The following is a 25,400-nucleotide window of genomic DNA, read 5'->3' as shown; positions in this document are numbered from 1 at the left end:
TTGATACACTTTTGGAGATGCCGGGATTTTTCCGTCATTTTATATTGCCGTTCATGTCTTCATCCCATGCGCGAGGCGCTCCATGCAATCGGCACCCCATATCGTCGTCGTAGACGATCACCGGGACATCCGTGACCTTGTCGGCAAGTATCTTTCCCAGCAGGGCTACCATGTCAGCGTCGCCGAAAGCGGCGCGGCGCTGCGGCGAATCGTCGAACGCGGCGCCCCGGACCTGATCGTTCTCGATGTCATGATGCCGGGCGAGGATGGTCTGTCAGTCTGTCGCCAGCTGCGCGGTACACTGGAGATACCGATCATATTCCTGACGGCGATGGCGGACGATACCGACCGCATCATCGGGCTGGAGCTCGGCGCCGACGACTATCTCACCAAGCCCTTCAACCCGCGGGAGCTTCTGGCGCGCATCAGGGCGGTGCTGCGCAGGGTCAATAGCCTGCCGCCGCAGCAGCGCGAGACGATCAAGGCGAAAACCGTGACCTTCGATCAATGGCGGCTCGATGTCGGGCGCCGGGAACTCATCGGCGAGGACGGCGTCGGTATCGCGCTCAGCACCGCGGAGTTTCGCCTGCTAAAGGCCTTCCTGGAACATCCGGGTCTCGTCCTCAGCCGCGACCAGCTTCTCGATCTCACCGTCGGCCGCACCGCCGATTTTTTCGATCGCAGCATCGACAACCAGGTCAGCCGGTTGCGCAAGAAGATCGAGTTCGATCCGAAGAATCCCGCCATCATCAAGACCCATTGGGGTGGCGGCTACAGCTTTTCTGCGGAGGTGGCATCCGGATGACGCGATGGTGGAAAAGGAGCCTTGCTGCCCAGTTCATCGGCTTCATGCTGCTTGCGCTCGTTATATCGCAGGCCCTTGCATTCCTTATCTCCTGGGACGAGCGCGACAAGGCCCTGCGGGCGGCCGCCAAGGGCGAGTTCTTCAGCCGCACCGCATCGCTTGCGAGGCTGCTCGAATCCCTGCCTGTTCCCCTTCGCCAGGACGTCCTGCTTGCCAGTGGAACAGGCTATTCGCGCTTCTGGATTTCCGCCAGCGATCCGGCCGATGCGGACCAGTGGCGGACGGTGGCAGTAGCACAGCTTGCAAAACCATTGCCGAACCTGCCCGACCCACGTCGGAATTGGCAGGTGCAGCCGAGGGACCTGCCAGCGAAGCTTGGCTATGAACCCGGCCTCTTCGCGGCTGCAAACGCTTCGGATGACTGGACCACCTTGGCGTCTGGACCATGGTCCCTGCCGCATCCGGCGAAGTTCCTCTATTTCGATCAAACGAACGGAATGGGGCTTGCCGTCCGGCTCAGCGACGGCAGCTGGTTGAATTCCGCCTATCACAAGGTGATGCCGAGCACGCTCTGGAACACGCAATCGCTGTTCTCGCTCGGGATAACGGCGATTGTTCTTTCGATCATCGGTGTCTTCACTGCCAATCGCATTACCCGGCCGCTGCGAGGGCTCGCCTCGGCCGCCGAGGCTCTTGGGCGGGGCGAGACCGTGGAGAAGCTGCCCGAATCCGGGCCCGACGACATCCGCCAGACAGCGGAGGCGTTCAATCGGATGCAGTCGCGGCTGCATCGTTTCGTTGAGGATCGGATGCGCATGCTTGCGGCGATCAGCCATGACCTGCGCACGCCGCTGACATCCTTGCGTCTGCGCGCCGAATTCGTTTCGGATCCCGACGTACAGCAACGCATGCTGGCGACGATTGACGAAATCCAGACGATGACGGAGGCGACGCTTGCCTTTGCACGAGGGGAGGCGACCGTCGAGGAAACCAGGACGATCGAGCTCAACGCGCTTGTTGGAAGCCTTTGTGACGACCTTGCGGAACTAGGGCAGAACGTGGAATTTTCCGAAGGCGCGAAGATCAACTATCGCTGCCGCCCCGAAGGCCTGCGCCGGGCCATCCGCAACTTGGTCGAAAACGCGGTCCGTTACGGCGGCGAGGCCAGGGTCCATCTCTTTCATACGCCTACGACGATCGACATCGTCGTCGAGGACGACGGCCCCGGCATTCCCGAAAACGCAACCGAACAGGTGTTCGCGCCCTTCTTCCGCCTCGAGCAGTCGCGCAGCCGCGAGACTGGCGGCGTCGGGCTGGGGCTTTCGATCGCCCGAGCCATCGTCCGCCACCACGGTGGAGATATCGTACTTTCCCAGAATCGGCCGGCGCAGAAGTGGCCGGGGTTGCGGGCGTCTGTCTCTCTGCCCAAGGTGATTTCTGGTTGAAGTCGATGGGTAAGGTAGCAGTTGCCGCCGAAGTTTACGCCAGTCGATGACTGTATCTCATTTGACGTGTGCTACCCGCCGGCCTTAAGCCCGTGCCGTCTTTAGCTCGCTGATAGCCGCTTCGTTGTCTTCGCATCGAAAAGATGCACTTTCTTGAGATCGGTTTTACAGCGATGACATCGCCTGCTCGCAGGTCAAGCCGCTCTCGAACGTGCCCATTGAGTCTCGGCGCCTGTAGGTTCGATCACCGAACCTTGGCGCTTGTTTCTCCGTGATTGGCCAGGCGGTCTGGACGGATGCCATAGATGACTTCTTTTCCTCTCGCCATCGACACATTCCCAGAACCGGCAGCCTGCGCCTCCATCGGCAACGAATTCAAGTGGTCCCGAAGCGCTGATCGTTCCTTGATGAAGTTCATACCAGGCGAACCGACGAAACCGGCAACGAACAGGTTAGCTGGTCGTTCATAGAGCTCGAGCGGCGATCCAATCTGCTCGACGTAACCATCTCGCATTACAACGATCCGGTCGGCCATCGTCATCGGAATGACGGGTCTTTAGTTCAAATCCTGTCAAGGCAATATCATGATCCTATGGCAGCTGAGAGCCTGTCACAGCGACGTAAAGTGCATAGAGCGAGCGGGTTGCCGCGATGAACAGCCGGTTGCGTTTGGGCCCGCCGAAGGTGAGGTTCGCGACGGTTTGCGGTACGCGGATCTTGCCGATCAGTTTGCCCGTCGGGTCGAAGCAATGCACGCCATCACCGGCGCTCGACCAGAGGTTCCCGTTCACGTCTGTGCGGATGCCGTCCGGAATGCCGTTGTCGATGAGGCAGAAGACACGACCGTTCGCGAGCCGTCTGCCATCGACCACGTCGAAAGCGCGGATGTGACGCGGTAGGCTTTCGTCATGGCTTGCTGCCGAATCCGCCACGTAGAGGATTGTCTCGTTGGGCGAGAAGGCAAGGCCGTTCGGCTGGATGAAATCCGTGACGACCGCCGCAAGCTCGCCGGTCGTCGGATCGAGCCGGTAGACATTGCGGGTCGGTTGCTCCGGCTCCGCGCGATAGCCTTCGTAGTCCGACATGATGCCGTAGGTGGGATCGGTGAACCAGATCGTGCCGTCGGACTTGACCACCACGTCGTTCGGCGAATTGAGCCGAGCGCCCTCGAAACGGTCGGCGAGCACGGTGATCGAGCCGTCGACCTCGGTGCGTGTGACTCGGCGCGTACCATGCTCACAGGAGATGAGCCGTCCCTGCCTGTCGCGCGTATGGCCGTTGGTGAAGTTGGACGGTTGCCGATAGACGGAGACGCCGCTCTCGGGTGTCCATCGCATCATGCGCTGGTTGGGAATGTCGCTCCACAGGAGTTGGTTCGCGTCGTTGAACCAGACGGGACCCTCCGCCCAGCGGCAGCCGGAATAGAGTTCGTCGAGACCGGCGCTCATCACGATCATCTGCCGGAAGCGCGGGTCGTGGATTTCGTAGATGTCGGCCTCGGCCATGGCGGTCTTTCCGTTTATCGCATGCCAGGTCGGCGATCGCCGGCGAGCATGATGACGCTGATGATGATGAGGCCGGTCATGATGAGGCGGATGCCCGCGCCGAGCCCGTAGGTGTTGAGCATGGAAACGACTAGGAACATGAAAAGCGATGCGCCCCAGATGCCCGGCACGTTGGAATCGCCGCCGGCGACCGCCGTGCCGCCGATGACGACGACGGCGATCGACATCAGGAGATATTCCGAGCCCATGTTGAGCGCTGCGCCGCCGGAGAAGCAGGCGAGCAGATAACCTGCGACCGATGCGAGCACGGCGCAGAAAAGGTAGGTTACGAAGCGCGTGCCGTCGACCGGTATGCCCGCCATGCGCGCGGCCGGCATGCTCTGGCCGATTGCTGAGATCCAGCGCCCGTAGATCGTCTTCTCGAGCAGGAACCAGGCGAGGATCGAGATGAGGAGCGCGACGATCGCCACGTTCGGCGCGCCGAGCGTGTTCGACGTGGTGAACTCCGCAAGCACGCTCGGAGGCTTGATGCGCAATCCCCGATTCGTCCAGATCGCGGCGGACTGCACGATGAAGCTCATGGAAAGCGTCGCGATGATCGGCGGAATGCGCAGCGCCTTGATGAGCGCGTAATTGCAGAGGCCGACGACCAGGCCGATGACGATGACAACAAGAAGGCCGGGCAGGATCATGCCGTTTTCGACATTCATAAGCTTCAGCGCCACCGTGCCGGCAAGCGTCATGGTGGCGGGAACCGAGAGATCGATGTTGCCGGGACCGAGCGTGATGACGAACATCTGGCCGATCCCGACGATGACCGAGAAGGCCGCGAAGGTGAGCGCGGCCTGCGATAGGCCGAGCGTGCTGGCGCCGAGCGTCACCATGATCGTCAGGAACCACACGATAAAGGCGGCAAACCACGACCAGATCCAGGGTTTGCCGAAAAGGCGCAGGAGGGGGGTCATCGGCGTTTCTCCCGCTTCTCGAGGCGGTTCAGCATCAGGCGGAGCGCGAGCACAATGATCAGGATCGCGCCCTGAGCCCCGATCTGCCAGTCCGGCGAGATGCGTAGGAAGGACAAGAACGAGCCGGCGAGCGTCAGCGTCAGCGCGCCGATTACGGCACCGATAGGGGAGACGCGGCCGCCGATGAACTCGCCGCCACCGAGGATCACGCCGGCGATCGACAGCAGCGTGTAGCGCAGCGCGATATTAGCATCGGCTGAGGTGGTCAGGCCGACGAGGGCAATGCCAGCAAGAACCGCGAAAAAGCCGGCAAGGCCATAGGCGGCGGCGCGCGCCCCGACAATCGACCAGCCGGCGCGCTCGACAGAGCGCTGGTTGCCGCCGATGCCGCGGATAAGCACGCCGAGCGAGGACCGCATGACGACGAGATGGGCGACGGCGGCGACGACAATGCTGGCGACGATAGCCATCGGCGCCAACGGGGGCTTGACGGTCATCAGCCAGCGCACCCAGTCCGGCGCCTGCCCGCCCGGTGACGGCAGCAGCAGTACGGCAAGGCCGCCCCAGACGAAGCTCATGCCGAGGGTCACGACAATGGACGGCAGGTTGCGCGGATGGATGACGACGCCGAGCGCCGCATAGGTTGCGATCGCGCCGGCAAGGATCAGAACGCCGGTCACGGGGGCATCCCGCAGAAAGGTCGCGGTTACGCAGGCGATGAAGCTGACGAAGGTGCCCATCGATAGATCGAGATCGTTCACGGCCATCACGAGCATCTGGGCGATCGTCGCGAGAGCGATGGGCACAGCCAGGTTGAATAGCAGGTTGAGCCCGACATAGCTCATGGCGCGGGGCTGCAGCCAGAAGACGGCGGCGAGCAGCATCGTCAGCGACAGGGCGGGAATGGCAAGACGCATGGCGTCGGACGAGAGCCGGAACGTCATGCGGCGACCCCCTCGAAAGAGGCGGCGATAATGTTCGTCTCGTTGACGGCGTCGCCGGCGAGTTCGGCCGCGATACGGCTCTCGCGGAAGACGTAGACGCGGTCGCAGAGGCGGACCTCGTCCATCTCCGTCGAGTACCAGATGAAGGTGCGGCCGTGCGCCGCTTCCTCGCGGATGATCGCGTAGACCTCCTGCTTGGTCCCGATGTCGACGCCGCGCATCGGATCGTCCATCAGGACAATCGGAGCGCGCGTCGCAAGCGCGCGCGCGAAGAGTACCTTCTGCTGGTTGCCGCCGGAAAGCGACAGGATGCGGTTGTTCATATCGGGCGTGCGGATCTCGATCCGCCGCTTCCAGTCGGCGCCTTTCGTCCCCTCTTCGCTTGTGAGGATGAGGCCGCGCCGGGACAGGTCGCCGAGCGATGCGATGGAGAAGTTGCGCAGGATGCTCCACAGCTCGAAGACGCCGTTGAGGCGGCGGTCGCCGGCGACGAAGGTGACGAGCGGATCACGCTCAGGCAGCCAGTTGCCGGACTGGGAGGCATGCAGGGCGAGCAGGAGCTCGGTCTGCCCGTGGCCCGCCAGACCCGCCAGTCCAATGATCTCGCCCTTGCGCGCCATGAAGGAAAGACCCGCTGCCTGATGAGACAGAATGAGCGGAGCGGTGGACTGTTCGCGCGCCGAGCGCTGCCCGGTCTCCTCTTTCGCAACGGTGCCCATGGCTTCCACGACGCCATGATGGTCGAAGCCGTGCGCCGGACGTTCGGCGACAACGCGGCCGTCCTTCATGACGACGATGCGGTCGGAGGTTTCGAGGATCTCGTGCAGGATATGCGAGATGAAGATGACGGACCCGCCCGCGACAACGAAGCGGCGGACATGGTCGAGCATCTGGCGAGCAAGGCTTGCATCGAGCGACGAGGTCGGTTCGTCGAGGATCACTAGCCGCGGCGGAATGCCGGCGTCGGAAAACGCCATGGCGATCTCGACCATCTGCCGCTCGGCGATCGAGAGATCTCCCACGGTCCGGGTGCTATCGATGCCATGGCCGGGAAAGACGGTGTCGAGGCTCTTCTCAATGATTTTTGCGGCACGCCTCCGCCAGCCAAAGCCACCGAGATCGCGATGCATGATGCGCGCGTTCTCGACGATGGAGAGGTTGGGGCAGAGCGAAAGTTCCTGGAAGACGCAACGCACGCCGCGGGCACGCGCGACGTTGATGCCATAGCGCTCCAGCCGCTCGCCGTCGCTCGCGACGATTCCTTCGTGCGGTGTGAGGCCGCCGTTGATCACGCTGACGATCGTGGACTTTCCAGCTCCATTATGTCCGACGAGCCCGACGCATTCGCCCGGCATGACATGGAGCGTCACGCCGTCGAGTGCCCTGACCGCGCCGAAGCTCACCTTGGCGCCATCGACTGCGATCACGGCCTTCAATACGTCATTCATGCTGCCCGCCTGCTCGCAAAGAATGCCACGCGGCCATTTGCGGCCGCGCGGCAGTCGCCGGGAGATTTACTTTGCCGACTCGATGACCTTGACTGCATCTTCCTGCGTGTATTCGACGTTGGCGACGCCGCCGGCCTGGGTATTGGCGAGGTTCGTTTCGAGATTGTCCTGGTCGATGCGCAGGAAGGGCACGACGAGGTCCTTCTTGACCTCCTTGCCGTCGAGGATCTGCTGGGCGACCCAGAAGGCAAGCGTGGAGACGCCCGGCGCAATGGATACGGACATGGTCTCGTAGCCCTTCGCGTCCTTCTGCTCCTTCCACCACTTCAGTTCGTCTTCGCGGTTGCCCATAACAATGATCGGCATCTTCCGGTCGGTCGCGGCAATCGCCTGGGCCGCGCCATAGCCGTCGCCGCCCTGCGTCACCACGCCGACGATGTCGGGCAGGCTTGGCAGGATGCCGGCAACAGCCTTCTGCGCCACGTCCTGCGCCCAGTCTCCGTGAACGGAGCCGACTACCTTGAACTGCGGAAACTGCTTGGCGCCCCTCGTGGATGCCCGCCGAAATCTCGTCGTCGACGAAGACACCGGCAAGGCCGCGGATCTCGAGCAAGTTTCCGCCGTCTGGGAGCTTCTTAGACAAGTACTCCACCTGGCTGCGGCCCATTTCCTTGAAGTCGACGGCGATGCGCCAGGCACAGGGTTCGGTGACGATGCCGTCGAAGGAAACGACGGTGATGCCGGCGTCGCAGGCTTCCTTGACCGCGCCGTTTAGCGCCGTCGGCGAGGCGGCGTTCAGCACGATCGCGTCATAGCCCTGCAGGATCATGTTTTGGATCTGGGCGGCCTGTTCCGTCGCCTGGTTCTCGGCGGTGGTGAAAGCGTCGGCTGCGGCAACGACGCCAGTCTTCACGGCCTCGCCCGTCACCTTTCCCCAACTCGTCAGCATGGCTTGGCGCCACGAGTTGCCGGCATAGTTGTTGGACAGGGCGATCTTCTTTGCCGAAGTCTCGGCAAAGGCGGAAACGGGCATCGCGGCGCAAGCTATAGCGGCCGATGCCAGAAGCATCTTACGGATTGTCATGTCTCTCTCCCTCATGATCGCGCCGGTCAGCGGATCGCTTCACTCCTGCCTGCCCAAAATGGGTTCGAGTGAAAATTGTTCTTGCACTGAGCATCCTCCTCTCAGTAAGGGCAGGATGCGGGAGATCGACCGGCCTGTATAGGGGCAAGGCGGCAAGTCGTTTGCGGGTTTTGCGCAACAAGCTGCGGGTTTCCGCAAGACGGCGGCGCTTCCGCGGGCGCTTACTGCGAAGCGATCGCGGCGGGTTGAGGAGCCTGCTGCCGTCTCGGGGAGGAAATGACAATGCTGCACCTCGCACCCGCAGCCATGTTCGACCACTATCTCGGCATTTCCCGGCTGCTCGCGGGCCAGCTCGACTTCCGCTCGGCCATCCGTTCAGTCGCGGCCGAGGTCGCCCATATCATCCCGCACGATCATCTCGATGTCTGTGTGCTCCTTGAGGGCGGCAACTACCACACGGCCTACGAGACGGGCATCGAGACTGCCTGGGGCGACCTTGCCGGCGCGCCGGTGGTCAACAGCCCCATCCGCTCGCTGCTCTGGGGCGAGGTGGACTTTCTCCTGGCGGACGACGCCATGACGGACCCGCGTTTCCATTTCGAGGGCGCGTTCAAGCGGCCGATCGTCGAACAGTCGCTGAGGAGTCGCTTGCATGTACCGATGAAGGTGCAGGGCACGATCATCGCGGCGCTCTCCTGTTCGTCGCAAAAGGCAGATGTCTATACGATGGAGGATATCGAACGCGCCCGCATCATCGCCGACCTGCTGACGCCCTATTTCTTCGCGCTGCAGGCGGCCGAGCAGGCGCAGCGCTCGGCCATCGTGGAGGCGGAGGCCCGCGCCCGCGAGGAGGGGTTGCGACAAGGCGCGCTGAAGCTGACCGAAGCACTGGAGCAGGAACGCCAGCGGATCGGCATGGACCTGCACGACCAGACGCTCGCCGACCTGACGCGGCTCGCCCGCCGGATCGATCGGCTGTCGCGCAACGCCGAGGTGGCGCCCGAGGCGCTGGAGCCCATCTCCCGTTCCCTCCAGCATTGCATGCAGGATCTGCGGCAAATCATCGAGCAGGCAAAACCCTCCGTGCTCCAGCTCTTCGGCCTCGCCCAAGCGATCGAGCATCATCTGGACCGATCGACCCGCGACACGGGATCGGGCATCGAATGGGGCCTCGTCGACGAGACGCACGGCGCATTGGAGCGACTGGAACCGACTGTCAGCGTCGCGCTGTTCCGTATCGCGCAGGAGGCGATCAACAATGCGGTGCGCCATGCCGCCCCGCTGGCCGTCATGGTTCGGCTCGAGGCCGACGACGACCGGCTGTCGATCGAAATCTCCGACGACGGGAGCGGGCTCGCCAAGACGCGGGGACGGATCGGCGGAGGCATCGACAACATGAAGACCCGTGCGCGGCTCATCTCGGCGCGCTTCACGACCGGGCCTGGCAACAACAATCGCGGGACTGTGGTGCGCGTCGTGCTGCCGCTCGTGCCGCACGACCCGGCGAGCGGGTCAAACTGAGGAGAAGGGCACGATGAAGGTTCTGATCGTCGAGGACGACCCGCTGCACCGGTCCTATCTGCACGAGGCGGTCAACGCTGCCCTGCCGGAATGCGACACGGTGATCGAGGCGGAAAACGGAACCGTCGGCGAGAAGCTCGCCCGCGACCACAAGTCGGCGCATATCGTCATGGACTTGCAGATGGCGAGCCGCAACGGCATCGAGGCGGCGCGCACGATCTGGAAGGAGCGGCCGGAGACCCGCATCCTGTTCTGGTCGAATTACTCGGACGAGGCCTATGTGCGCGGCGTCTCCCGCATCGTGCCGGACGGCGCCGCCTATGGCTATGTGCTCAAATCCGCCTCCGACGAGCGGCTGAAGCTTGCGCTACGCTCGATCTTCATCGAGAGCCAGTGCGTCATCGACCGCGAGGTGCGGGGCCTGCAGCAGAAGAGCCTCGGCCAGACGAACGGCTTCACCGATTCCGAATACGAGATCCTCGTCGACATCGCGCTGGGCCTCACGGACCGGGCCATCGCCAAGCGTCGGGGCCTCTCGTTGCGCAGCGTGCAGAACCGCTTGCAGCAGCTCTACGACAAGCTGGACGTCTACCAGACCGCCGGCGACGACCACGAGGACGGCCGCTTCAATCTCCGCGCCCGCGCCGTTGCGGTCGCTTTCCTGCGCAAACTCCTGAACTACAGCGCTCTGGAGCGGGCTGAGGCAGAGGTGCAGGAGTGGCTTGATGGATTGCATGAAAGCCCGCGCGACAGGCATCGCAGGCGGGCTCGAACCTGAACTCGCGGTAGCTATCGATGTGTTCTTCCCATTATGGGCGACCGCTGATGGTTCGCACGAGTTTCGAGAAGAATTCCCGGCGACCCCGTTGCCGCTCTCCTGATTGAACTGTCGATCCAAATACTACCCCGGCGGGCTAAAGCTGCCGATGTCTGCAGTTTACGGCGTGGTCGCTCCGCCAGGACCCGCGGGCGGTGGATAATTGACCGTCTCAAATCGTGTTCTGGCGGCAATCTTAAAACAGTCAGCCCTTTGAATTGTTCGGCGCCGCAGGCGCGAACACACTTTGGAATGCATGACGACCACAGGCGAGAGGTCTCGCAGCATATTCGCGCTGTTGGTTCGAATACGACCTCGGATTGGCTTCGTTTTAAAGGATATCCGGTCCGCCGGGACGACCCGCCCATCCAGAACGGTGTTTCGACTTGCTGGCCACGGCCGGTTGTTCTTTTGCGATCACGCCACGGAGCAGGTGAGAAGCCAAAAGGCCCGGTCCGTTGTCAAGCTCCTTCATCATCGCGCTGGGTGCGCAGATTGGAGACAACGCGCCGGTTCTGCACCTTGCACGAGCGCTCCGCGCAATCGCGGACTTCGCGGTCCTTGCCGTAACCCTTGGCCCACATGCGTCTGGCGTCCACGCCCTTCGAAGCGAGATAGGCCATTGCCGCATCGGCGCGCTTCTGCGACAGCGCCACCATTTTGGACGCGGAACCGGAATCGTCGGCAAACCCCTGCAATTTGACCAGCCAATTCGGGTTCTTGTTGAGCCAAGTGGCTTGGTTATCCAACGTCGCCATGGCGACGGAATCGAGCGTGGCGGAGTCCTGCGTGAAGTAGATCCGTCGACCGGCATTGAGGATAAAATCCTCTTCGCTGCCAGCCATGATGTTCTCGAAACCTGGCGCGGGATCGTTGGTCTGACCGGTCATCGGCGCCGCGGCAGGTTCTTCCATGGAGGCGATATCGGTGGTGGTGCAGGCGGCGAGCATCAAGAGCATGGCCGCGGCAACAACGCTCCTCGTGTATCCGATGGTAGCAGACATCTGGATGATATTCCTTATTGTACCGGGGCTATTTCGCCAAGCTGAGCGGCATTTTCAGCCTGGTCGGCAATATGCGGCAGAACCTGCACAGCGGTGCCGACGGGGCAACGCTGGTAAAGATCGATGGCGTCTTCGTTGAACATGCGAATACAGCCGCTGGAGGCATCCTTGCCGATGCTCGCCGGCTCCAGCGTCCCGTGGAAGCGATAACCGGTGTCGACGCCGTCGCGAAGCAGGTACATGGCGCGGGGGCCAAGTGGATTCTTCGGTGAGCCTCCCGCCACGAATTCGGGCAGTTCGGGATGGCGCTTGCGCATCTCCGGCGGCGGTGTCCAGCGCGGCCAAAGCGACTTACGATCGATCGTGGCGCGGCCAAACCATTTGAAGCCCTCGCGGCCGACGCCGACGCCGTAGCGGATGGCTGTCTTGTTCTCCATGATCACGTAGAGAAAATGGTGCCTTGTATCGACAACAACGGTGCCGATCGGCTCGCTGCTGAAATATTTGACAACCTGGCGGTGCCACCGCTTATCGATCTTGGCGAAGTTGGTCTTTCGGAACGTCACGCCATTGTCGACGGCGGTTCCGGCAAAATAGGAAGACGCCTGGGCGAATGCCGGTTTTTGCACCGCGCCGGTGCCAAGTAAAGCCAAACCACCAAGTAACATATCCCTGCGGGTCCACACCATCGGCAATATCCCCCTCAAAGCCAAACAGCGAAGTGTCAGTAAATCAGATTTTGAATTGGCCACAACAGAAAACTCCGTTCCTGCTAACAGGCCGTGGTCGAGTTTCGGCTGTTCTGTATCTGTTTCGTTTGATCGTTACTTAGGAGGTTGCAACCAACAAACGCAAGGATCACTTGAACGGATAGACGAAGTTGTCAGCGGTCGTGACGCTGCGTCAAAAATATCTGTCATGTTTGCGAAGGCCACCCGCGCCTGTTCGACTGCGTGTCGCCCGGTAAAATCCGAATACTTGATTTTCACGATCACCGTCTTGCCGCTGATCTCTGCGCCTCGCAGGTGCCTCAGACCTTCGGTAAGCGGCTTCAGCTCCGCCGTTGCAACGTCGAACTCGTCAATATCCTGGACGAAGGTATCCTCGGCGCTCAGAGATTTTCGGATCGGCTCGCCGTCGCATTCCGATGGAGGAGGCGAGTTCAGGCTGCCCTTGACGGCAGAAAAGTGAATCCCCATCTGCGGGCTAACCCGTTGGTCCGGGCCCCTCTGGCGAGAGCCTCGGCACTCTTGCGATGTCGGACCGTTTTCCGACAACCAGTGCCGATTGGGGGTTATCTTTGGATCTCTCGTTTTTGCTTGTCGAGTGGCTGGGGACGCCGCGAATATATTCGCGATCCTCGGTCTCCGAACCCTCTATTTCGCCCTCGCGGCGATGATCCATCGCCTCCGTTATCTGAAGCCTGCGCTTGCCGTCGTCCTGATCTTTATCGGCTCGAAGATCTTCGTCGCCGATCTTCTCGGTCTTGAAAAGTTCCCGGCCGCGGTGTCGCTCGGCGTCACCTTCGCCATCATCGTTGCCGGAGTGGTCTGGAGCCTCCTCAAGACGCGGGATCAGCAGCAGCTTGCATGATCGGCGCTGCTCATAGGAACACCGTTAGCTACCGAACCGGAAGGAAATAGATATGTTCTCGGATTTCATCGGCTGGATTTTTGCCGTTCTCGTGGTCGATCCGCTGCAGGCTCAGATAGTGGAACAAGCCGAGCGCGCGAAGCTTCCCGTGGAGATCGTTCGACAGTCCCAGTCCTGCCTCACGTCCCACGGCCCGCAGCTGATCGATCGTGCCGCCGGCGACTACGGCTGGGCGGCGGCTACTGTCGTCAACATTGCGATCGGTCGTACGTCGCCGGCAGAACTTCTCGACAACCAAGACCCGCAATGCGCAGCCCTCCTTCGCGTTTTGGGGGGTGCCGGCGAGGATGCGTAATGCGCGGTTCGGGTTTGAAATGGCTTGAGTAAGATGTTCGAACAAGACGGGCACAAACAGTCGCGCGGAGTGGCCTCCGCGCAACTGAGGAAGATGCTGGAACTCGCCAGGGCGAAAGGCGGCCTCTCCATCGGCGAGGTTTTGGAATCCATGGGGCCGGCCGGCATCGCTTTCACGGTCCTGTTTCTGGCAATCCCGGCCCTGACGCCGATACCTGGCCCGTTCGGCATGGTGTTCGGCACGACGCTTGCTCTGGTCTCGCTCCAGATTAGCGCGGGCCGTCGGACGGTGTGGTTGCCTGCCATCGTCAGAAACCGTCAGGTTTCGTTCGCGACGCTTGATCTTATAGTCCGTCACTCGGTTCCGATGATCGCAAGGGTTGAGAAAGTCGTGCGCGCCGATCGGATAGAAGTCCTCACCGGGCCGACGGCGCAGGCCTTGCTCGGCTTCCCCATCTTCCTGCTCGCCCTGGTGATTGCCCTGCCGATCCCCTTTGGCAACGTGCCGCCGGTGTTGTCGCTGGTGATCCTGGCAGTTGCCATGATGGAGGGCGACGGCCTCGTCACTCTGATTGGGCTGCTGCTCGCATCGGCGACGATCGTCACAACCGCGGTTTTGCTCAACTTGATGGCGTCAATGGTCTTTGCGGCGTAAGGCGCCACCTGGCGAGTGTCGACCTTAACGTCCTCAAGAGCCGTGGTCGCCTGCAGTCAGCCCGTTCCTATCTACTCCACCGGCGGCGGCGCCCGAAGCACGGCCGCCGGATCGTCCTGGCGCGGATAGGATGCGAGTGTACGGAAGCAACTGGCTTGCCCTGATCTTGCCGGCAGCCATCGTGGCGGCGCAGCGGAACTAATCGGGCCGGTTCGCCGCGCAGTTCCTTGGGCGTCCGGCGGGATTAAACACGCAAAGCCGCTTCGAGGGCAGATCGCGGATGCGCAGCACAAGCCGATCCGAGCATGGCGCTGATGCCGAAGAGGTGATCGGTGAACCCGGACGACCTGAAGCGGCTGGCGCGTGCCGCTCGCGATGGGACTATCCCCGTGGTTAGCATAAGCTCGCGATCTTGCGAGCGCTTCCGCGCACGCTGTCGGCCGCTACGACGCTGTCTCCGTCGCGCGAGCCCTCATTCCGAACCGAAGCTGATCGTCGCCGATGGGCCGGTCTTAATGGTAGACACTTCACTTCGCATGTCGATCGTCAACCTCTTTCGCGGTGTGCGGAAATGGGGATGTATGCGCCGGCGCCGAGTATTGATGCTGCCTTCCCAAAATCGCCATGCAAGAACGGTTACAAAGCCGACGGTTATGCCTAAATACTCTGACATCTTCATCGATCCCGAACTCAGATGCTGCTCTCACTCCGCAATGTCAGAAAATCCTATGTGACCGCAGAAGGACCTCTTGAGATCCTGAAAGGCATCGATTTCGATCTCAATGCCGGCGAAAGCGTCGCGCTGACCGGGGAGTCCGGAAGCGGAAAGAGCACCCTACTTCACCTTGTCGGCGGGCTTGACTATCCCGATGTCGGACAGATCCTTTCAGCGGGCCGAGATATTGCCGCTCTGGATGATCGGGAAAGGGCCCAGTATCGACGTTCGGCGGTCGGGTTGGTGTTTCAGCAGTTCAACCTGATTCCGTCGCTCGATGTCGCGGCCAACATTTCCTTTCATGCAAAGCTTGCTGGCCGGCACAATCCTACCTGGGAGCGGCAGCTCGTAGAAAATCTTGGCATCGAGGCACTTCTCGCTCGATACCCCGAGCAGCTTTCCAGCGGCCAGCAGCAGAGGGTGGCGATCGGCAGAACGCTTGCCGCGCGGCCGCCCCTGGTTCTCGCCGACGAACCGACCGGCAATCTCGACGAAGTGACCGGGGACGCGGTGCTCGGCATCATGCTGTCGCTGACGAAGAGTGCAGGTGCTGCGCTGTTGATGGTGACGCATTCTTCGAGGCTGGCACAGATGCTCGACCGCAGCGTTCATCTCAGTGGCGGAAGGATCGCCTGATGCTCTGGACCGCCGCAACGGCTCTCGTTTCGCATTGGCGGCGTCGGCCTCTTCAGCTTGTTACGCTTATCCTCGGTCTTTCATTGGCAACCGCGCTTTGGTCGGGTGTCCAGGCGATCAACGCAGAGGCACGGGCGAGTTATGCCCGGGCAGCCTCCGTGCTCGACCAGAACGAACTGACGCAACTCGTAGCGAGTAACGGCCATTCCGTTCCCCTAAGCACGTATTCCAAATTGAGAAGGGCAGGCTGGAATGTCTCGCCCATTATCGAAGGCGACCATCGCTTCGGAAATGTCCGTGTGCGGCTTATCGGCAGTGATCCGTTGACGATGCCAGCGCAGGCGCGGGGCTTTAAAACCGGGGAATGGAATGACCTGGCTGCCTCCATGGTGGATCCGGGTACCCTCGTGGTTTCCAAGGCGACCGCCCTGAAGCTCGAGGGGCAAACGCAGATGCAGGTCGAGGTGTCGCCGGACCTGCCGGACGGAGCCGCGTTCACCGATATCGCCGTCGCCGAGCAGGTTCTCGAAAGACACGGTGAGTTGAGTCGTCTCGTCGTTGCGCCGGAACAGCGACCGAATCTGCCTTCGCTTGACACTCTCGCACCCGAGGTCGCAGTCAAGCCACCGGGCGACCGGCCGGATGTCGCCCAGCTCACCGACAGCTTCCACCTCAACCTCACGGCATTCGGTTTCCTCGCGTTTGCCGTCGGTCTGTTCATCGTCTACGCGACGATCGGCCTGGCGTTCGAGCAGCGCAGAGCGACCTTTCGGACCTTGCGCTCTCTCGGGCTTTCCATGTCGTCGCTAAACCTCCTGCTGATGACGGAGCTTCTGACGCTGGCCTTCCTTTCCGGGCTTATCGGCGTCGTGATCGGATATTTCGTGGCCTCCCTGTTGCTCCCCGGTGTAGCGGCAACCCTTAAGGGGCTGTATGGGGCGAGCGTCCCGGGTGCGCTGACCATCCGGCCGGAATGGTGGGCAACAGGGCTGGGAATAGCGATCGGCGGAACGATCGTGTCGTCGGCCCAAAGCCTCTGGCGGGTCCGGCGCATGCCGTTGCTGGCTGCAGCGCAGCCTCGTGCCTGGGCCCGTGCGACGGCAATCGGTATCCGATTGCAGCTTTTGGGCGGGTTGGCTCTGCTGATCACATCGGCCACTTTGGCGAGTGTCGGACACGGGCTGATCGCGGGCTTCGCGGTCCTGGCTTGCCTCTTGCTCGGAGCGTCCCTGATGCTGCCGGGCATGCTGTCGGCGTTTCTTGCTATCATGCAGAGAAACTCGTCACGCGTGCTCGTCACGTGGTTCTGGGCCGATACGCGGCAACAGCTGCCTGGGCTTAGCCTGGCCCTGATGGCGCTGCTTTTGGCGCTCGCCGCCAATGTCGGTGTCGGCACGATGGTCTCCAGCTTCCGCCTGACTTTCATCGGCTGGCTCGACCAACGGCTGGCGGCCGAGCTTTACGTCACGGCGCGAGAGGAGAACGAAGCGATGCGCTTGCGGACATGGCTGCTGGACCATTCGACGTCGGTTCTTCCCATCTGGAGCGTCGAGGGTGAGGTGCTTGGAGACAGGCTGCAGATCTTCGGCGCGGCAGCAGGCGATCCGACCTATCGCAACAACTGGCCGCTCCTGTCGGGCACGATCAATGTCTGGGACCAGGTCGCCGCAGGGCAAGGGGCGCTCATCAACGAGCAGCTCTGGCGTCGCAAGGGGCTCGCAATTGGCGATAGTCTGGTCTTACCCGGCGAATGGAAACTCCCGGTCGTCGGGGTCTATTCCGACTACGGCAATCCAAAAGGACAGGTCATCGTCGGCGTCGAAGCCCTGGCGGCACATTACACTGACGTTCCAAAGCTGAGGTATGGCGTGCGTGTTCCGCCGGTCGACGCCCCGGCGCTGAAGGAACGCCTGACGACCGAATTCGGTCTGCCTTCTGAAAACATCATCGACCAGGCTTCCCTGAAGCGGCAATCTCAGGCGGTCTTCGACCAGACGTTTGCCGTGACTGGAATGCTCAATCTCTTCACCCTCGGCGTTGCAGGTTTTGCGATGTTCTCCAGCCTGCTGACCTTGTCGGGCATTCGGCTGCCGCAGCTTGCACCTGTCTGGGCGATGGGGATCAGGCGGCGCGATCTTGCCTTGCTCGAAGTGCTGCGCACTCTGGCGTTGTGGCTCGCGACCTTCGTTGCCGCGGTCCCCGTCGGCCTTGCGCTTGCCTGGGTGCTGCTGTCGATTGTCAATGTCGAGGCTTTCGGCTGGCGGCTGCCGTTGCGGATTTTTCCGATGGACTGGCTCGTCCTAGGGTTGGTGGCGCTGGCTGCGGCGATCCTGTCTGTCTTTATTCCACTCCGACGGCTGGCGACGGTCGCGCCATCGGATTTGCTGAGGGTGTTTGCCAATGAACGCTAGAGGTCTTCTGGCCGCCTTTGTTTTCGTAGCCACGGCAATCTCCGTTCCTGCCGCCGCTATTTCGCAAGGGTTTGCCGGACTGGGCTCGACCGCCGAGGGCTTCGCTGTTCCACGCCCCGGCATACAACTCCGCTTTCCGGCAGATCACGGCCCCCATCCTGAATTCCGCATCGAATGGTGGTACATTACTGCAAACCTTGAGAGTGAGGACGGGACGCAGTACGGCGTACAATGGACGCTTTTCCGCGCCGCCCTGGCGCCGAAGACCGAGGGCGGCTGGTCCGATCCTCAAGTCTGGATGGGCCATGCCGCGATCACCGCGAAAGATCGGCATCTCTTGGCTGAAAAACTCGCCCGCGGAGGGGTCGGCCAAGCAGGTGTCGTGGCCGTACCCTTTTCTGCCTGGATCGATGATTGGGAAATGAAAGGCCTGCCCAAACCGGGCGCCGACCAGCTAGACAAGGTTAGCCTGCACGCAACCGGAAAAGATTTCGCCTACACGCTCGAACTCTCAGCCAGCGGTCCTCTCGTGCTGCAGGGAGACCAAGGCTATTCGGTGAAGTCGGCCGAAAGGCAGGCGAGCTACTATTACTCGCAGCCATTCTATGAGGTGTCGGGTTCTCTCGACATTGCCGGCAAGACCGTCCGGGTCAGCGGCAAGGCATGGCTTGATCGGGAATGGTCTTCGCAGCCCCTCGCTAAGGATCAGACCGGATGGGAGTGGTTTTCGCTCCACCTGGATTCCGGCGAAAAGGTCATGGCGTTTCGGCTTCGCGACGGCCGCGGCGGCTACACGTCGGCGAACTGGATTTCGTCGGATGGCAAGCCTACCCCCCTGTCGCCTGGATCTCTGCAGATAACCCCTTTGCGAACAGCACGCGTCGGCGACCGGGATGTCCCGGTTGCATGGCGCGTCCGGATCCCCGAGCGCGGCTTCGACGTCACGACTAGCCCTTTGAACGACCATGCATGGATGGCGACTACCACGCCCTATTGGGAAGGTCCAATTTCATTCAACGGAAGTGCTGGGGGGCATGGCTATTTGGAAATGACGGGATACTAACGATGATCGGCCGCGATATGCGCGGCCGAACTTTATGTCGCGCCTCGGGCCGGAGACGTCGAGATAGCGTCGAAGAGCCCCACCCTCCCAGGCGACAGGATCGAAGCGTTCATCTGCACATACAGCCTCGCTGAAATGCAATTACGCAAGTCTCGCGGTGTTCCACTAGGCTGTGATCGCATTCGGCGCATCGGATCTCTCACTTCGTCCAACTTGCTTCAGCTCACAGAAGGGTAGCGAGGAGGATGCCACTGCAAATTAGCAAGGCGATGCCGCTCAGCAGATTGAGGGTCGCTCCCTGGAAAACGGCCCTTGAGAGGCTCCGGCTGAAGAGCCGGACCAAGAGCGTCAACGCAGCAAAGTAGCATACATTAACTATCTGAAAAATTGCGCCCAACGCATAGAATCCCAGTAAGGTTGGCTGGTGGCCGAGCGGTAGAAATGCGGGAAAGAAGCCTGCGAAAAATATAATCGGTTTGGGATTGGAAAGCGTCAGCGCAATTCCCTTGGCAAATTGGTGCCGAGGCGGAACAACTTGACCGCGTTTGTCCATGCTGCCCCGGGAACTCAACGCCTGCCTGATCAGCCCTATTCCGATGTAGGCTACATAAGCTGATCCAAGGACCTTGATTGCATCAATTAGAAAAGGCCATTGGGCGACGAGGGCCGCAAAACCTAGGCCTGCACATGTAATGAGGACTATGTCACCAACGACAATTCCCGCAATGCCTCCGGCGGCGGCGGCCATGCCCCGTCCGGCCTGTCCCATCACAAAGAAGGTTGCTGGGCCTGGCACGAGGATTACGAGGCTAGAGGCAAGCACGAACGAAGCGATCGTTTCCATTGCGAACATGCTGGGCCTACCGTCCGTGCTCGAGGTGTGCGGCAACAACACCGGGCAACCATTGGGAAACATCTGGCGCTTTGTAGCCTAGAGAAATAGCCCTCGCGCTCGACATCGCGTAGTCGGCGGGGAAGTCATATGGACTGAGTACTGCGGCGCGGCTAATCCCGGTCATGGACTCCGATTGAGCCTCTCTTCCCATGACTGATGCGACGGCTTGATGTATCTCCAGAGCCGTCAACGTGCCGTTCGCGCATGCATTGATCGCACCAGTAAAGGTCTGCTGCCCAGCCCAGCAAAGAAAGTCGGCAATTCCGGCGGGATTGAAAAACGAACTCTTGCCGTTGTTGATCGAATAGAAGAGCGGCCGGCCGCTGGATACCCGATCAACATAACTCCGAAGCCGGCCGGTGAAATCGTCCGGCCCAGACAGAATATGCCCGATCCGAACGCTGACCACCGGCAATATGCCAGACTGATGAAACCAAACCTCAGCAGCGCGTTTGGCCTCCCCGTAGAGGCTTTCGGAGTATGTCTCGTCGCGCCAGGGAAAATCGGGATTTGTGCGCTCGTTGCTTAGATCGATGAGATCTTCGTCGAACGGCGCTTTTTTGGCCCAGAGCAATTGCGCATAGACCTCGATGGTCGACGCCATGATGTAACGGCCCACTCTCCCGGCGAAGACAGATTCCGATATCCGAGCGTCGAGCGGACTGTAGCACATCTGGTCGAAGATGACGTCATAGTCTCCTCTTCCAGCGAAAGCACGGTCCATGGCATCTTCGTCGCGCCGGTCCACCGTGACGCGGCTAACGGTAGACCCGAAGTCGTCCGAGGTGATCCCCCGGGTCGCCACGGTTACGTTGAGGCCAGCTTCGAGAAGCCGCCTTACCAACAGCCGGCCGAAAAAACGGGTTCCGCCAATGACTAAGGCATTTTTTTGCATGGTGGTTGTAGCTCCTGAATTAATCCTTGATTCCCATGCATCTATTGACTGCGCAACCGACAAATACTAAGCCAATGAATAAGAATTTCTATGTCTTTATGGACTGACAAATGCGCAGCCTGGCGGGACTTATTGACTTCGAATGCGCCGCGCGCTGGCAGAGCTTCAAGCTTGCGTCGCTTGAACTTCATAAGACGCCGGCTGCCGTGAGCCAGCAGATCAAGACTCTTGAACAAACGCTGGGCTTCCCCCTGTTCGAGCGGCACCCGCGCGGCGTGACGATTACCGATAAGGGCAAAGAACTTGCCGAGACTGTTGCCAAGGCAGTTCTGCTACTCGACCAGAAAATAAACGACCTTGCTGATGGCGGCGGCGACCGGGTGCTACGGGTTTCGACGACTCATTCATTCGCAATGAAATGGCTCATCCCAAGACTTCCGCGCTTCAACCTCGCCTATCCAGAGGTCGACTTTAGGCTGGAGGCGACAGATGAACCGGTACCGTTGAACTCGGGCAAATGTGACGTCGTGGTACGACATGCCAGGTATGAACCGCACGCGGCAGACGACCTGACGTTCCCGGATCGCTTCGTGATGGTCGCGAGCCCAAGCCTTCTTGAAAGGACAGGGCGCCCGGACCTCTTGATCGATGACATAGATGGCCTTCCAATAATCTATGAAGGTTCAACGCACCCTTGGATGCTATTGCTGGAAGCGCGGGGCATGCTTGGGAAGACATTGTCTTTCACCCGAGCCTTTAGCCATGCTGGGTTGCTCGTCCAGGCGGCGGTTTCGGGTGACGGGGTGGCACTGGTATCTGCAGCGATCGCGTCTGACGACATTTTGGCGGGCAGACTTGTTATGGCTGCCGATCTGTTCGTTCCGTCGTCCTACTGCTACAGGGTGCTGACTGCCTCCTCTAGTGCCACTAAGATCCAGGTGAAGCATTTCCGATCATGGATCGGCGAGGAAATGAGGCGATGCACTTAACCATGAGTCCGTTGCTGTACGAGTTCCCCAGATTCGTGATCCCTGCGGAAATGGCCGAGAGAACATGGCTGACCAAATGGATCCACCGCCACTGCACTCGATACTTTTCCCCAATTGTCTGCCTCGCATGAGAAAAATGCTCGGAAGTTTGACCCCTTCGGCGCAGAATATTGACCCTTGCGGAGGCAGGGTATCTCATTTCTTCGATTGCTGAATTTAGCGGGCTGTTGGGGTCAATCTTCAATGCAGACGGCGAACGTCTATGCCGAAATACACTCGTCAACCATGCCTTCGCGGCGGAGCCGTCATTCAGGCGTTTCTCCAGCTCTTGAATGCTCGAAAACACCTCGTCGGACGTGGGCGGAGTTTCAAAATCATGGCAGACATGCGCTCGTAGTCCGCCTCCAGCCGCTTGTGCACGTCGGCGCTCGGCACCAGCCGACGGGTTGCAGGCATGGCCGGTCGTATCGATGATCGGGCGCCCGAAACATTAGCTCCTTGTGCTGTCGGCTCGCCTCGGCGAGCTCGCGCTTTGAAGCCGTTGCGACACCATAGTCGGCATGAGTCCAGATCTGGTGGACATCGAAATACTGGCGCGAGTGCCGGTCGAGGTCGGGCACTGTGCGCGACGAGTCCGTGTCAGGGGGGCACTTCTTGGTCATTTCTGTCATGGCGGGCAGAGCCTTCGCCACTCTCCGCCACTATTCCACCGCCATGACGCAAAGGTAGGCTGGATTGCGGAACGTCCAGAAGCGGCAAAAATTATCTTTTGTTAATTACAGGTCTCGCTGACAAGGTTCTATCCTGTCTCGCTGCAGGTCGAGAACCGCCGGCGATGAGTGACCACCGCGACACGACGGAACTGGACGACACTGCAGACGGGAGGATGAAAAGACAATCGTCCTCCAAATTCGGGAGATGCAAAATGCGCTCTTTGATCGTTAAGACGGCGCTCACCGCCATCCTTATATCTGTCCCACTAGCAACCGCCTTCGCTGCGTCCCATGCTTCCCGTAATTCGCACGGTGTGCGCGCCGGCGAGCATGATCGTCGCGATCATTGGGTTCGGACCGAGCACGGCGACGATGACCCGCTGGTGGATCCAATGCCGATGTTCATCCCCGACAGCCGATTGCACACCATACTTGCTGAGATCCGTGCCGCCGACGGCCGTATCGCGGCTGACAGGGGCCGAAGGCTGCTCAGCGCCGCTGAAGTTCGTGATCTCCGTTCGGAAGAAGCCGCGATCCACAGGCAAGCCATCCAGATGGCTCTGAGCGACGGCATGATATCCCCGTTTCATTATCACGTGATAGAGCATCAGATCGCCAATCTCGATGGAGCGATTTCACGCGAGGCCCGCCACGCCTGACCGCTATCATCGCGCACCTGAAAGCCGCTCCTCTGGGCGGCTTTTCTCTTCCTTAAGTGTTTTGAACTGGCAAGGTCAGATGTGGCCGGCGCCGATCGTGGCCGCGCTCAGCAAGCGGCCAATTTTTGCAAGCCGTGGCGGCGGGTGGCTCTGCGTCTCGGCTGCCAATCGCTTGAGTGGGCTGAACTGGCCGACATTCGCATCGGAGTTTGAGACATTCTTCGTGACAGAGGGAAGTTGCAACAATATACAGTCAATGTCGATGAAGAAGGACATGGCGATATTCCGATGAAAGACTGGCGACCCGACCTCAGCCGCAGCAACAGCCCCCGCTACATGGCCATCGCCGACCTTATCGAGATGGATTTGCGCAGCGGTCATCTGGCCATCGGTGATCGTCTGCCGCCGCAGCGCGAGTTGGCGAAACATCTGGATATCGATTTCACCACCGTCGCGCGTGGTTATGCCGAGGCGCAGAAGCGCGGCCTGGTGGATTCGCACGTTGGCCGCGGCACGTTCGTCACTGGCGGGGCCGACAAGGAGCGCCGGGGCTTTGGGTCCGACAGCGCCCCCGATCCGCGCCGTACGTCTGCAATCGACCTTTCGATGAATATGCCGCCGGAGCCAACCGATCCGGAATTGATCACGCGGATGCGCGAGGGCATCTCGGCGGTGACTTCCAGCCTTATCCCGCTTCTGCGCTATCAGGGATTTGGCGGCTCGGGCATGGACAAGGAGGCTGCAGCCTCCTGGCTCAGCCGCCGCGGCCTTGTCCCTTCGCAGGAGCGTATTTTCGTGACGCCCGGCGCTCATCCGGCGCTGCTGGCGATTTGCGGCCTGCTGGCAAAGCCCTCTGAAACCATCCTGTCGGAATGCATCACCTATCCCGGCATCCGCTCGATTGCGGCGCAACTGCGTCTCAATCTTTCGGGTTTGCCGATGGACGCTGACGGCATTTTGCCCGACGCCTTTGCCGAAGCCTGCGAGAGAATGAAACCCAAGGGGCTTTATCTCAACCCGACCCTGCAGAACCCGCTTACCCTGACTATCCCAGAGCGGCGGCGCGAAGAGATTTGCGCGGTGGCGCGCAAATATCACGTCCCGATCATCGAGGATGACGCCTATGGCTTCATTCCGCTGCATGCGCCGCCGCCGTTTGCAGCAATGGCTCCGGACCTCACCTGGCATATCGGCGGCTTGGCGAAATGCATCGGCGCCGGGCTCCGGCTGGCCTATGTCGTTGCACCGGATACCAAGGCGATCTGGCCCTTCGTCAGTGCCATGCGTGCCAACAATGTCATGGCGTCGCCGCTCAACATGGCGCTTGCCACGCGGTGGATCGAGGATGGCACCGCCGATACCATCCTTCGATTCATCCGCAAGGAGGCAGCGGCACGCCAGGAACTGGTCGCAGCCATCCTTCCGCCCGGTAGCTATCGTGGCGATCCCATCAGCTTCAACATCTGGCTGCCGCTGACGAACGGCTGGACGCGGTCGACCTTCGGTAGCCACATGCGCGCCTCGGGCATTGGCGTCGTTGCCAGCGATGCATTTGCGGTCGAAGGTCAGGCGCTGGAAGCGGTGCGCGTCTGCCTTGGAGGCCCTATCGACCGCGAAAAGCTGCGGGGTAGTCTTGAATTCATGGGGCACGCACTCGAAGGCTCGCCTGAACTCGCGGCGTCCTTCTTCTAGGTTGTTGCGCATGTCAATTGATCCGAAGTGAGAGCACCGCGGCAATATGCCATATCGCACCAATTGGAGAAATGTACTTATTTTGAATGCAGTCAATGAATTCAGTCAATACATGCATACGTGCATGCACTGTATAAGGATCGTTCGTCATGCAAACGGAGTGGCCACCAATTCCGCCGACGACAACCGGGCTCAAAGGACGATGCCCGCGCTGTGGCCAGGGGCACATTTTCAACGGCTTTCTGAAAATTAGGCCCGAATGCGAAGTCTGCGGCCTCGACTACGGTTTCGCCGATCCGGCGGATGGTCCCGCATTTTTTGTCATCTGCTTCGCTTGCGTGCCAAGTGTCCTGCTCGGCGTGTGGCTCGAGATCCAGTACAGCGCGCCCTTGTGGGTCCATCTGCTGGTCACCGGTCCCTTTATGCTGGCTACTTGTATCCCGCCCTTGCGGCCGCTGAAGGGATGGTTGGTCGCCAGCCAATATTTCTACAAGGCGGAAGAGGGCAAGCTAGCCCGCACCTCTCCTGCGTCGAAAGAGGTTTAAGCCCCGTTCCCGCCGCATATGCAAAACCGGCTCATGCTATTGGCAGC

General features: G+C 60.9%; 23 protein-coding genes and 5 pseudogenes. 15 read left to right on the top strand and 13 right to left on the bottom strand.

The window, feature by feature from the left end:
• The first annotated feature begins 82 nt into the window (after nt 1-82).
• Together ACZ9DP_RS11115 and ACZ9DP_RS11110 are read left to right on the top strand one after the other, a co-directional pair.
• A complete protein-coding gene (locus ACZ9DP_RS11115; RefSeq protein WP_074071349.1) occupies nt 83-805 on the top strand; it encodes a response regulator in 723 nt (240 codons plus the stop codon).
• The gene (locus ACZ9DP_RS11110; protein WP_476201659.1) at nt 802-2,250 is read left to right on the top strand and encodes an ATP-binding protein; all 1,449 of its coding nucleotides are present in this window, start codon (nt 802-804) and stop codon (nt 2,248-2,250) included. Before ACZ9DP_RS11115 ends, ACZ9DP_RS11110 begins: the two co-directional genes overlap by 4 nt.
• Nucleotides 2,251-2,351: 101 nt before the next feature.
• On the opposite strand, the pseudogene ACZ9DP_RS11105 reads toward ACZ9DP_RS11110, so the two are convergent.
• The 6 genes and pseudogenes from ACZ9DP_RS11105 to ACZ9DP_RS11080 all read right to left on the bottom strand — a co-directional run.
• Nucleotides 2,352-2,791 (bottom strand): annotated as a pseudogene (locus ACZ9DP_RS11105) (ATP-binding cassette domain-containing protein); the annotation flags it as partial.
• A 49-nt stretch (nt 2,792-2,840) separates the two neighbouring features.
• Nucleotides 2,841-3,755: an SMP-30/gluconolactonase/LRE family protein gene (locus ACZ9DP_RS11100; RefSeq protein ID WP_239601333.1), complete on the bottom strand. Its 915-nt coding sequence runs from the start codon at nt 3,753-3,755 to the stop codon at nt 2,841-2,843.
• A gap of 14 nt (nt 3,756-3,769) precedes the next feature.
• Complete coding sequence (locus ACZ9DP_RS11095; RefSeq protein WP_476201657.1) at nt 3,770-4,720, bottom strand: ABC transporter permease; 951 nt, start codon at nt 4,718-4,720, stop codon at nt 3,770-3,772.
• Nucleotides 4,717-5,664 (bottom strand): ABC transporter permease, encoded by a 948-nt coding sequence (locus ACZ9DP_RS11090; RefSeq protein ID WP_476201655.1) that lies wholly within the window; start codon nt 5,662-5,664, stop codon nt 4,717-4,719. The genes ACZ9DP_RS11095 and ACZ9DP_RS11090 overlap by 4 nt, the downstream gene beginning before the upstream one ends.
• Nucleotides 5,661-7,112 carry a sugar ABC transporter ATP-binding protein gene (locus ACZ9DP_RS11085; RefSeq protein WP_476201653.1) on the bottom strand — a complete coding sequence of 484 codons (1,452 nt, stop codon included), beginning with the start codon at nt 7,110-7,112 and terminating at the stop codon, nt 5,661-5,663. Before ACZ9DP_RS11085 ends, ACZ9DP_RS11090 begins: the two co-directional genes overlap by 4 nt.
• A gap of 66 nt (nt 7,113-7,178) precedes the next feature.
• A pseudogene (locus ACZ9DP_RS11080) lies at nt 7,179-8,196 on the bottom strand (substrate-binding domain-containing protein).
• A 282-nt stretch (nt 8,197-8,478) separates the two neighbouring features.
• Here ACZ9DP_RS11080 and ACZ9DP_RS11075 point away from each other — a divergent pair.
• Both ACZ9DP_RS11075 and ACZ9DP_RS11070 read left to right on the top strand, forming a co-directional pair.
• Nucleotides 8,479-9,717, top strand: a complete 1,239-nt coding sequence (locus ACZ9DP_RS11075) for a GAF domain-containing sensor histidine kinase (protein ID WP_476201651.1) — start codon at nt 8,479-8,481, stop codon at nt 9,715-9,717.
• Between the two features lie 13 nt (nt 9,718-9,730).
• Entirely contained in the window at nt 9,731-10,495 is a 765-nt protein-coding gene (locus tag ACZ9DP_RS11070) for a response regulator transcription factor (protein WP_092584618.1), read from the top strand.
• A 500-nt stretch (nt 10,496-10,995) separates the two neighbouring features.
• Here ACZ9DP_RS11070 and ACZ9DP_RS11065 read toward each other — a convergent pair whose 3' ends face one another.
• The 3 genes from ACZ9DP_RS11065 to ACZ9DP_RS11055 form a co-directional block, all read right to left on the bottom strand.
• Nucleotides 10,996-11,538, bottom strand: a complete 543-nt coding sequence (locus ACZ9DP_RS11065; protein WP_476201649.1) for an OmpA family protein — start codon at nt 11,536-11,538, stop codon at nt 10,996-10,998.
• 14 nt (nt 11,539-11,552) lie between these two features.
• On the bottom strand, nt 11,553-12,227 hold the full coding sequence (locus tag ACZ9DP_RS11060) for a L,D-transpeptidase (protein ID WP_476201647.1): 675 nt from the start codon (nt 12,225-12,227) through the stop codon (nt 11,553-11,555).
• A 135-nt stretch (nt 12,228-12,362) separates the two neighbouring features.
• A complete protein-coding gene (locus ACZ9DP_RS11055; protein ID WP_476202265.1) occupies nt 12,363-12,737 on the bottom strand; it encodes a DinB/UmuC family translesion DNA polymerase in 375 nt (124 codons plus the stop codon).
• 142 nt (nt 12,738-12,879) lie between these two features.
• On the opposite strand from ACZ9DP_RS11055, the pseudogene ACZ9DP_RS11050 reads away from it, so the two are divergent.
• The 3 genes and pseudogenes from ACZ9DP_RS11050 to ACZ9DP_RS11040 all read left to right on the top strand — a co-directional run.
• Nucleotides 12,880-13,131, top strand: a pseudogene (locus ACZ9DP_RS11050) (TerC family protein); the annotation flags it as partial.
• A gap of 52 nt (nt 13,132-13,183) precedes the next feature.
• A complete protein-coding gene (locus ACZ9DP_RS11045) occupies nt 13,184-13,486 on the top strand; it encodes a hypothetical protein (RefSeq protein ID WP_476201645.1) in 303 nt (100 codons plus the stop codon).
• Nucleotides 13,487-13,519: 33 nt separating this feature from the next.
• Complete coding sequence (locus tag ACZ9DP_RS11040) at nt 13,520-14,140, top strand: exopolysaccharide biosynthesis protein (RefSeq protein ID WP_476201644.1); 621 nt, start codon at nt 13,520-13,522, stop codon at nt 14,138-14,140.
• Nucleotides 14,141-14,214: 74 nt separating this feature from the next.
• Here ACZ9DP_RS11040 and ACZ9DP_RS11035 read toward each other — a convergent pair.
• Nucleotides 14,215-14,513 (bottom strand): annotated as a pseudogene (locus ACZ9DP_RS11035) (Tn3 family transposase); the annotation flags it as partial.
• A gap of 83 nt (nt 14,514-14,596) precedes the next feature.
• On the opposite strand from ACZ9DP_RS11035, the pseudogene ACZ9DP_RS11030 reads away from it, so the two are divergent.
• From ACZ9DP_RS11030 to ACZ9DP_RS11015, 4 genes and pseudogenes are all read left to right on the top strand, one after another.
• Nucleotides 14,597-14,709 (top strand): annotated as a pseudogene (locus ACZ9DP_RS11030) (ABC transporter ATP-binding protein); the annotation flags it as partial.
• Nucleotides 14,710-14,834: 125 nt separating this feature from the next.
• A complete protein-coding gene (locus tag ACZ9DP_RS11025) occupies nt 14,835-15,491 on the top strand; it encodes an ABC transporter ATP-binding protein (protein WP_476201643.1) in 657 nt (218 codons plus the stop codon).
• Nucleotides 15,491-17,902, top strand: a complete 2,412-nt coding sequence (locus ACZ9DP_RS11020) for an ABC transporter permease (RefSeq protein ID WP_476201641.1) — start codon at nt 15,491-15,493, stop codon at nt 17,900-17,902. The genes ACZ9DP_RS11025 and ACZ9DP_RS11020 overlap by 1 nt, the downstream gene beginning before the upstream one ends.
• Nucleotides 17,892-18,965, top strand: a complete 1,074-nt coding sequence (locus ACZ9DP_RS11015; RefSeq protein WP_476201640.1) for a lipocalin-like domain-containing protein — start codon at nt 17,892-17,894, stop codon at nt 18,963-18,965. The genes ACZ9DP_RS11020 and ACZ9DP_RS11015 overlap by 11 nt, the downstream gene beginning before the upstream one ends.
• Nucleotides 18,966-19,188: 223 nt before the next feature.
• Here the strand turns inward: ACZ9DP_RS11015 and ACZ9DP_RS11010 are convergent, their stop codons facing one another.
• Nucleotides 19,189-19,809, bottom strand: coding sequence for a LysE family translocator (locus ACZ9DP_RS11010; RefSeq protein WP_476201639.1), 621 nt, complete (start codon nt 19,807-19,809; stop codon nt 19,189-19,191).
• A 16-nt stretch (nt 19,810-19,825) separates the two neighbouring features.
• Nucleotides 19,826-20,755: an NAD-dependent epimerase/dehydratase family protein gene (locus tag ACZ9DP_RS11005; RefSeq protein WP_476201637.1), complete on the bottom strand. Its 930-nt coding sequence runs from the start codon at nt 20,753-20,755 to the stop codon at nt 19,826-19,828.
• A gap of 110 nt (nt 20,756-20,865) precedes the next feature.
• On the opposite strand from ACZ9DP_RS11005, the gene ACZ9DP_RS11000 reads away from it, so the two are divergent.
• Both ACZ9DP_RS11000 and ACZ9DP_RS10995 read left to right on the top strand, forming a co-directional pair.
• On the top strand, nt 20,866-21,744 hold the full coding sequence (locus ACZ9DP_RS11000; RefSeq protein ID WP_194731575.1) for a LysR substrate-binding domain-containing protein: 879 nt from the start codon (nt 20,866-20,868) through the stop codon (nt 21,742-21,744).
• A 925-nt stretch (nt 21,745-22,669) separates the two neighbouring features.
• Nucleotides 22,670-23,116, top strand: a complete 447-nt coding sequence (locus ACZ9DP_RS10995; RefSeq protein WP_476201635.1) for a hypothetical protein — start codon at nt 22,670-22,672, stop codon at nt 23,114-23,116.
• Between the two features lie 75 nt (nt 23,117-23,191).
• Here ACZ9DP_RS10995 and ACZ9DP_RS10990 read toward each other — a convergent pair whose 3' ends face one another.
• Nucleotides 23,192-23,392 carry a hypothetical protein gene (locus tag ACZ9DP_RS10990; RefSeq protein ID WP_194731573.1) on the bottom strand — a complete coding sequence of 67 codons (201 nt, stop codon included), beginning with the start codon at nt 23,390-23,392 and terminating at the stop codon, nt 23,192-23,194.
• A 12-nt stretch (nt 23,393-23,404) separates the two neighbouring features.
• Here ACZ9DP_RS10990 and ACZ9DP_RS10985 point away from each other — a divergent pair, with 12 nt between their 5' ends.
• Together ACZ9DP_RS10985 and ACZ9DP_RS10980 are read left to right on the top strand one after the other, a co-directional pair.
• The gene (locus ACZ9DP_RS10985; RefSeq protein ID WP_476201634.1) at nt 23,405-24,808 is read left to right on the top strand and encodes an aminotransferase-like domain-containing protein; all 1,404 of its coding nucleotides are present in this window, start codon (nt 23,405-23,407) and stop codon (nt 24,806-24,808) included.
• Nucleotides 24,809-24,957: 149 nt separating this feature from the next.
• Complete coding sequence (locus tag ACZ9DP_RS10980) at nt 24,958-25,353, top strand: DUF983 domain-containing protein (protein WP_194731571.1); 396 nt, start codon at nt 24,958-24,960, stop codon at nt 25,351-25,353.
• Nucleotides 25,354-25,400: the final 47 nt, after the last annotated feature.

The organism is Rhizobium sp. USDA 4016, assembly GCF_056279705.1.
Note: the sequence above shows the minus strand (reverse complement) of the source record. Positions and strands in the feature narration are given on the sequence as shown.

Coding starts and splice junctions, on each gene's coding strand:
- ACZ9DP_RS11115 (WP_074071349.1), top strand. CDS start 83: ATGCAATCGGCACCCCATATCGTCGTCGTAGACGATCACCGGGACATC.
- ACZ9DP_RS11110 (WP_476201659.1), top strand. CDS start 802: ATGACGCGATGGTGGAAAAGGAGCCTTGCTGCCCAGTTCATCGGCTTC.
- ACZ9DP_RS11100 (WP_239601333.1), bottom strand. CDS start 3,755: ATGGCCGAGGCCGACATCTACGAAATCCACGACCCGCGCTTCCGGCAG.
- ACZ9DP_RS11095 (WP_476201657.1), bottom strand. CDS start 4,720: ATGACCCCCCTCCTGCGCCTTTTCGGCAAACCCTGGATCTGGTCGTGG.
- ACZ9DP_RS11090 (WP_476201655.1), bottom strand. CDS start 5,664: ATGACGTTCCGGCTCTCGTCCGACGCCATGCGTCTTGCCATTCCCGCC.
- ACZ9DP_RS11085 (WP_476201653.1), bottom strand. CDS start 7,112: ATGAATGACGTATTGAAGGCCGTGATCGCAGTCGATGGCGCCAAGGTG.
- ACZ9DP_RS11075 (WP_476201651.1), top strand. CDS start 8,479: ATGCTGCACCTCGCACCCGCAGCCATGTTCGACCACTATCTCGGCATT.
- ACZ9DP_RS11070 (WP_092584618.1), top strand. CDS start 9,731: ATGAAGGTTCTGATCGTCGAGGACGACCCGCTGCACCGGTCCTATCTG.
- ACZ9DP_RS11065 (WP_476201649.1), bottom strand. CDS start 11,538: ATGTCTGCTACCATCGGATACACGAGGAGCGTTGTTGCCGCGGCCATG.
- ACZ9DP_RS11060 (WP_476201647.1), bottom strand. CDS start 12,227: ATGGTGTGGACCCGCAGGGATATGTTACTTGGTGGTTTGGCTTTACTT.
- ACZ9DP_RS11055 (WP_476202265.1), bottom strand. CDS start 12,737: ATGGGGATTCACTTTTCTGCCGTCAAGGGCAGCCTGAACTCGCCTCCT.
- ACZ9DP_RS11045 (WP_476201645.1), top strand. CDS start 13,184: ATGTTCTCGGATTTCATCGGCTGGATTTTTGCCGTTCTCGTGGTCGAT.
- ACZ9DP_RS11040 (WP_476201644.1), top strand. CDS start 13,520: ATGTTCGAACAAGACGGGCACAAACAGTCGCGCGGAGTGGCCTCCGCG.
- ACZ9DP_RS11025 (WP_476201643.1), top strand. CDS start 14,835: ATGCTGCTCTCACTCCGCAATGTCAGAAAATCCTATGTGACCGCAGAA.
- ACZ9DP_RS11020 (WP_476201641.1), top strand. CDS start 15,491: ATGCTCTGGACCGCCGCAACGGCTCTCGTTTCGCATTGGCGGCGTCGG.
- ACZ9DP_RS11015 (WP_476201640.1), top strand. CDS start 17,892: ATGAACGCTAGAGGTCTTCTGGCCGCCTTTGTTTTCGTAGCCACGGCA.
- ACZ9DP_RS11010 (WP_476201639.1), bottom strand. CDS start 19,809: ATGGAAACGATCGCTTCGTTCGTGCTTGCCTCTAGCCTCGTAATCCTC.
- ACZ9DP_RS11005 (WP_476201637.1), bottom strand. CDS start 20,755: ATGCAAAAAAATGCCTTAGTCATTGGCGGAACCCGTTTTTTCGGCCGG.
- ACZ9DP_RS11000 (WP_194731575.1), top strand. CDS start 20,866: ATGCGCAGCCTGGCGGGACTTATTGACTTCGAATGCGCCGCGCGCTGG.
- ACZ9DP_RS10995 (WP_476201635.1), top strand. CDS start 22,670: ATGCGCTCTTTGATCGTTAAGACGGCGCTCACCGCCATCCTTATATCT.
- ACZ9DP_RS10990 (WP_194731573.1), bottom strand. CDS start 23,392: ATGTCCTTCTTCATCGACATTGACTGTATATTGTTGCAACTTCCCTCT.
- ACZ9DP_RS10985 (WP_476201634.1), top strand. CDS start 23,405: ATGAAAGACTGGCGACCCGACCTCAGCCGCAGCAACAGCCCCCGCTAC.
- ACZ9DP_RS10980 (WP_194731571.1), top strand. CDS start 24,958: ATGCAAACGGAGTGGCCACCAATTCCGCCGACGACAACCGGGCTCAAA.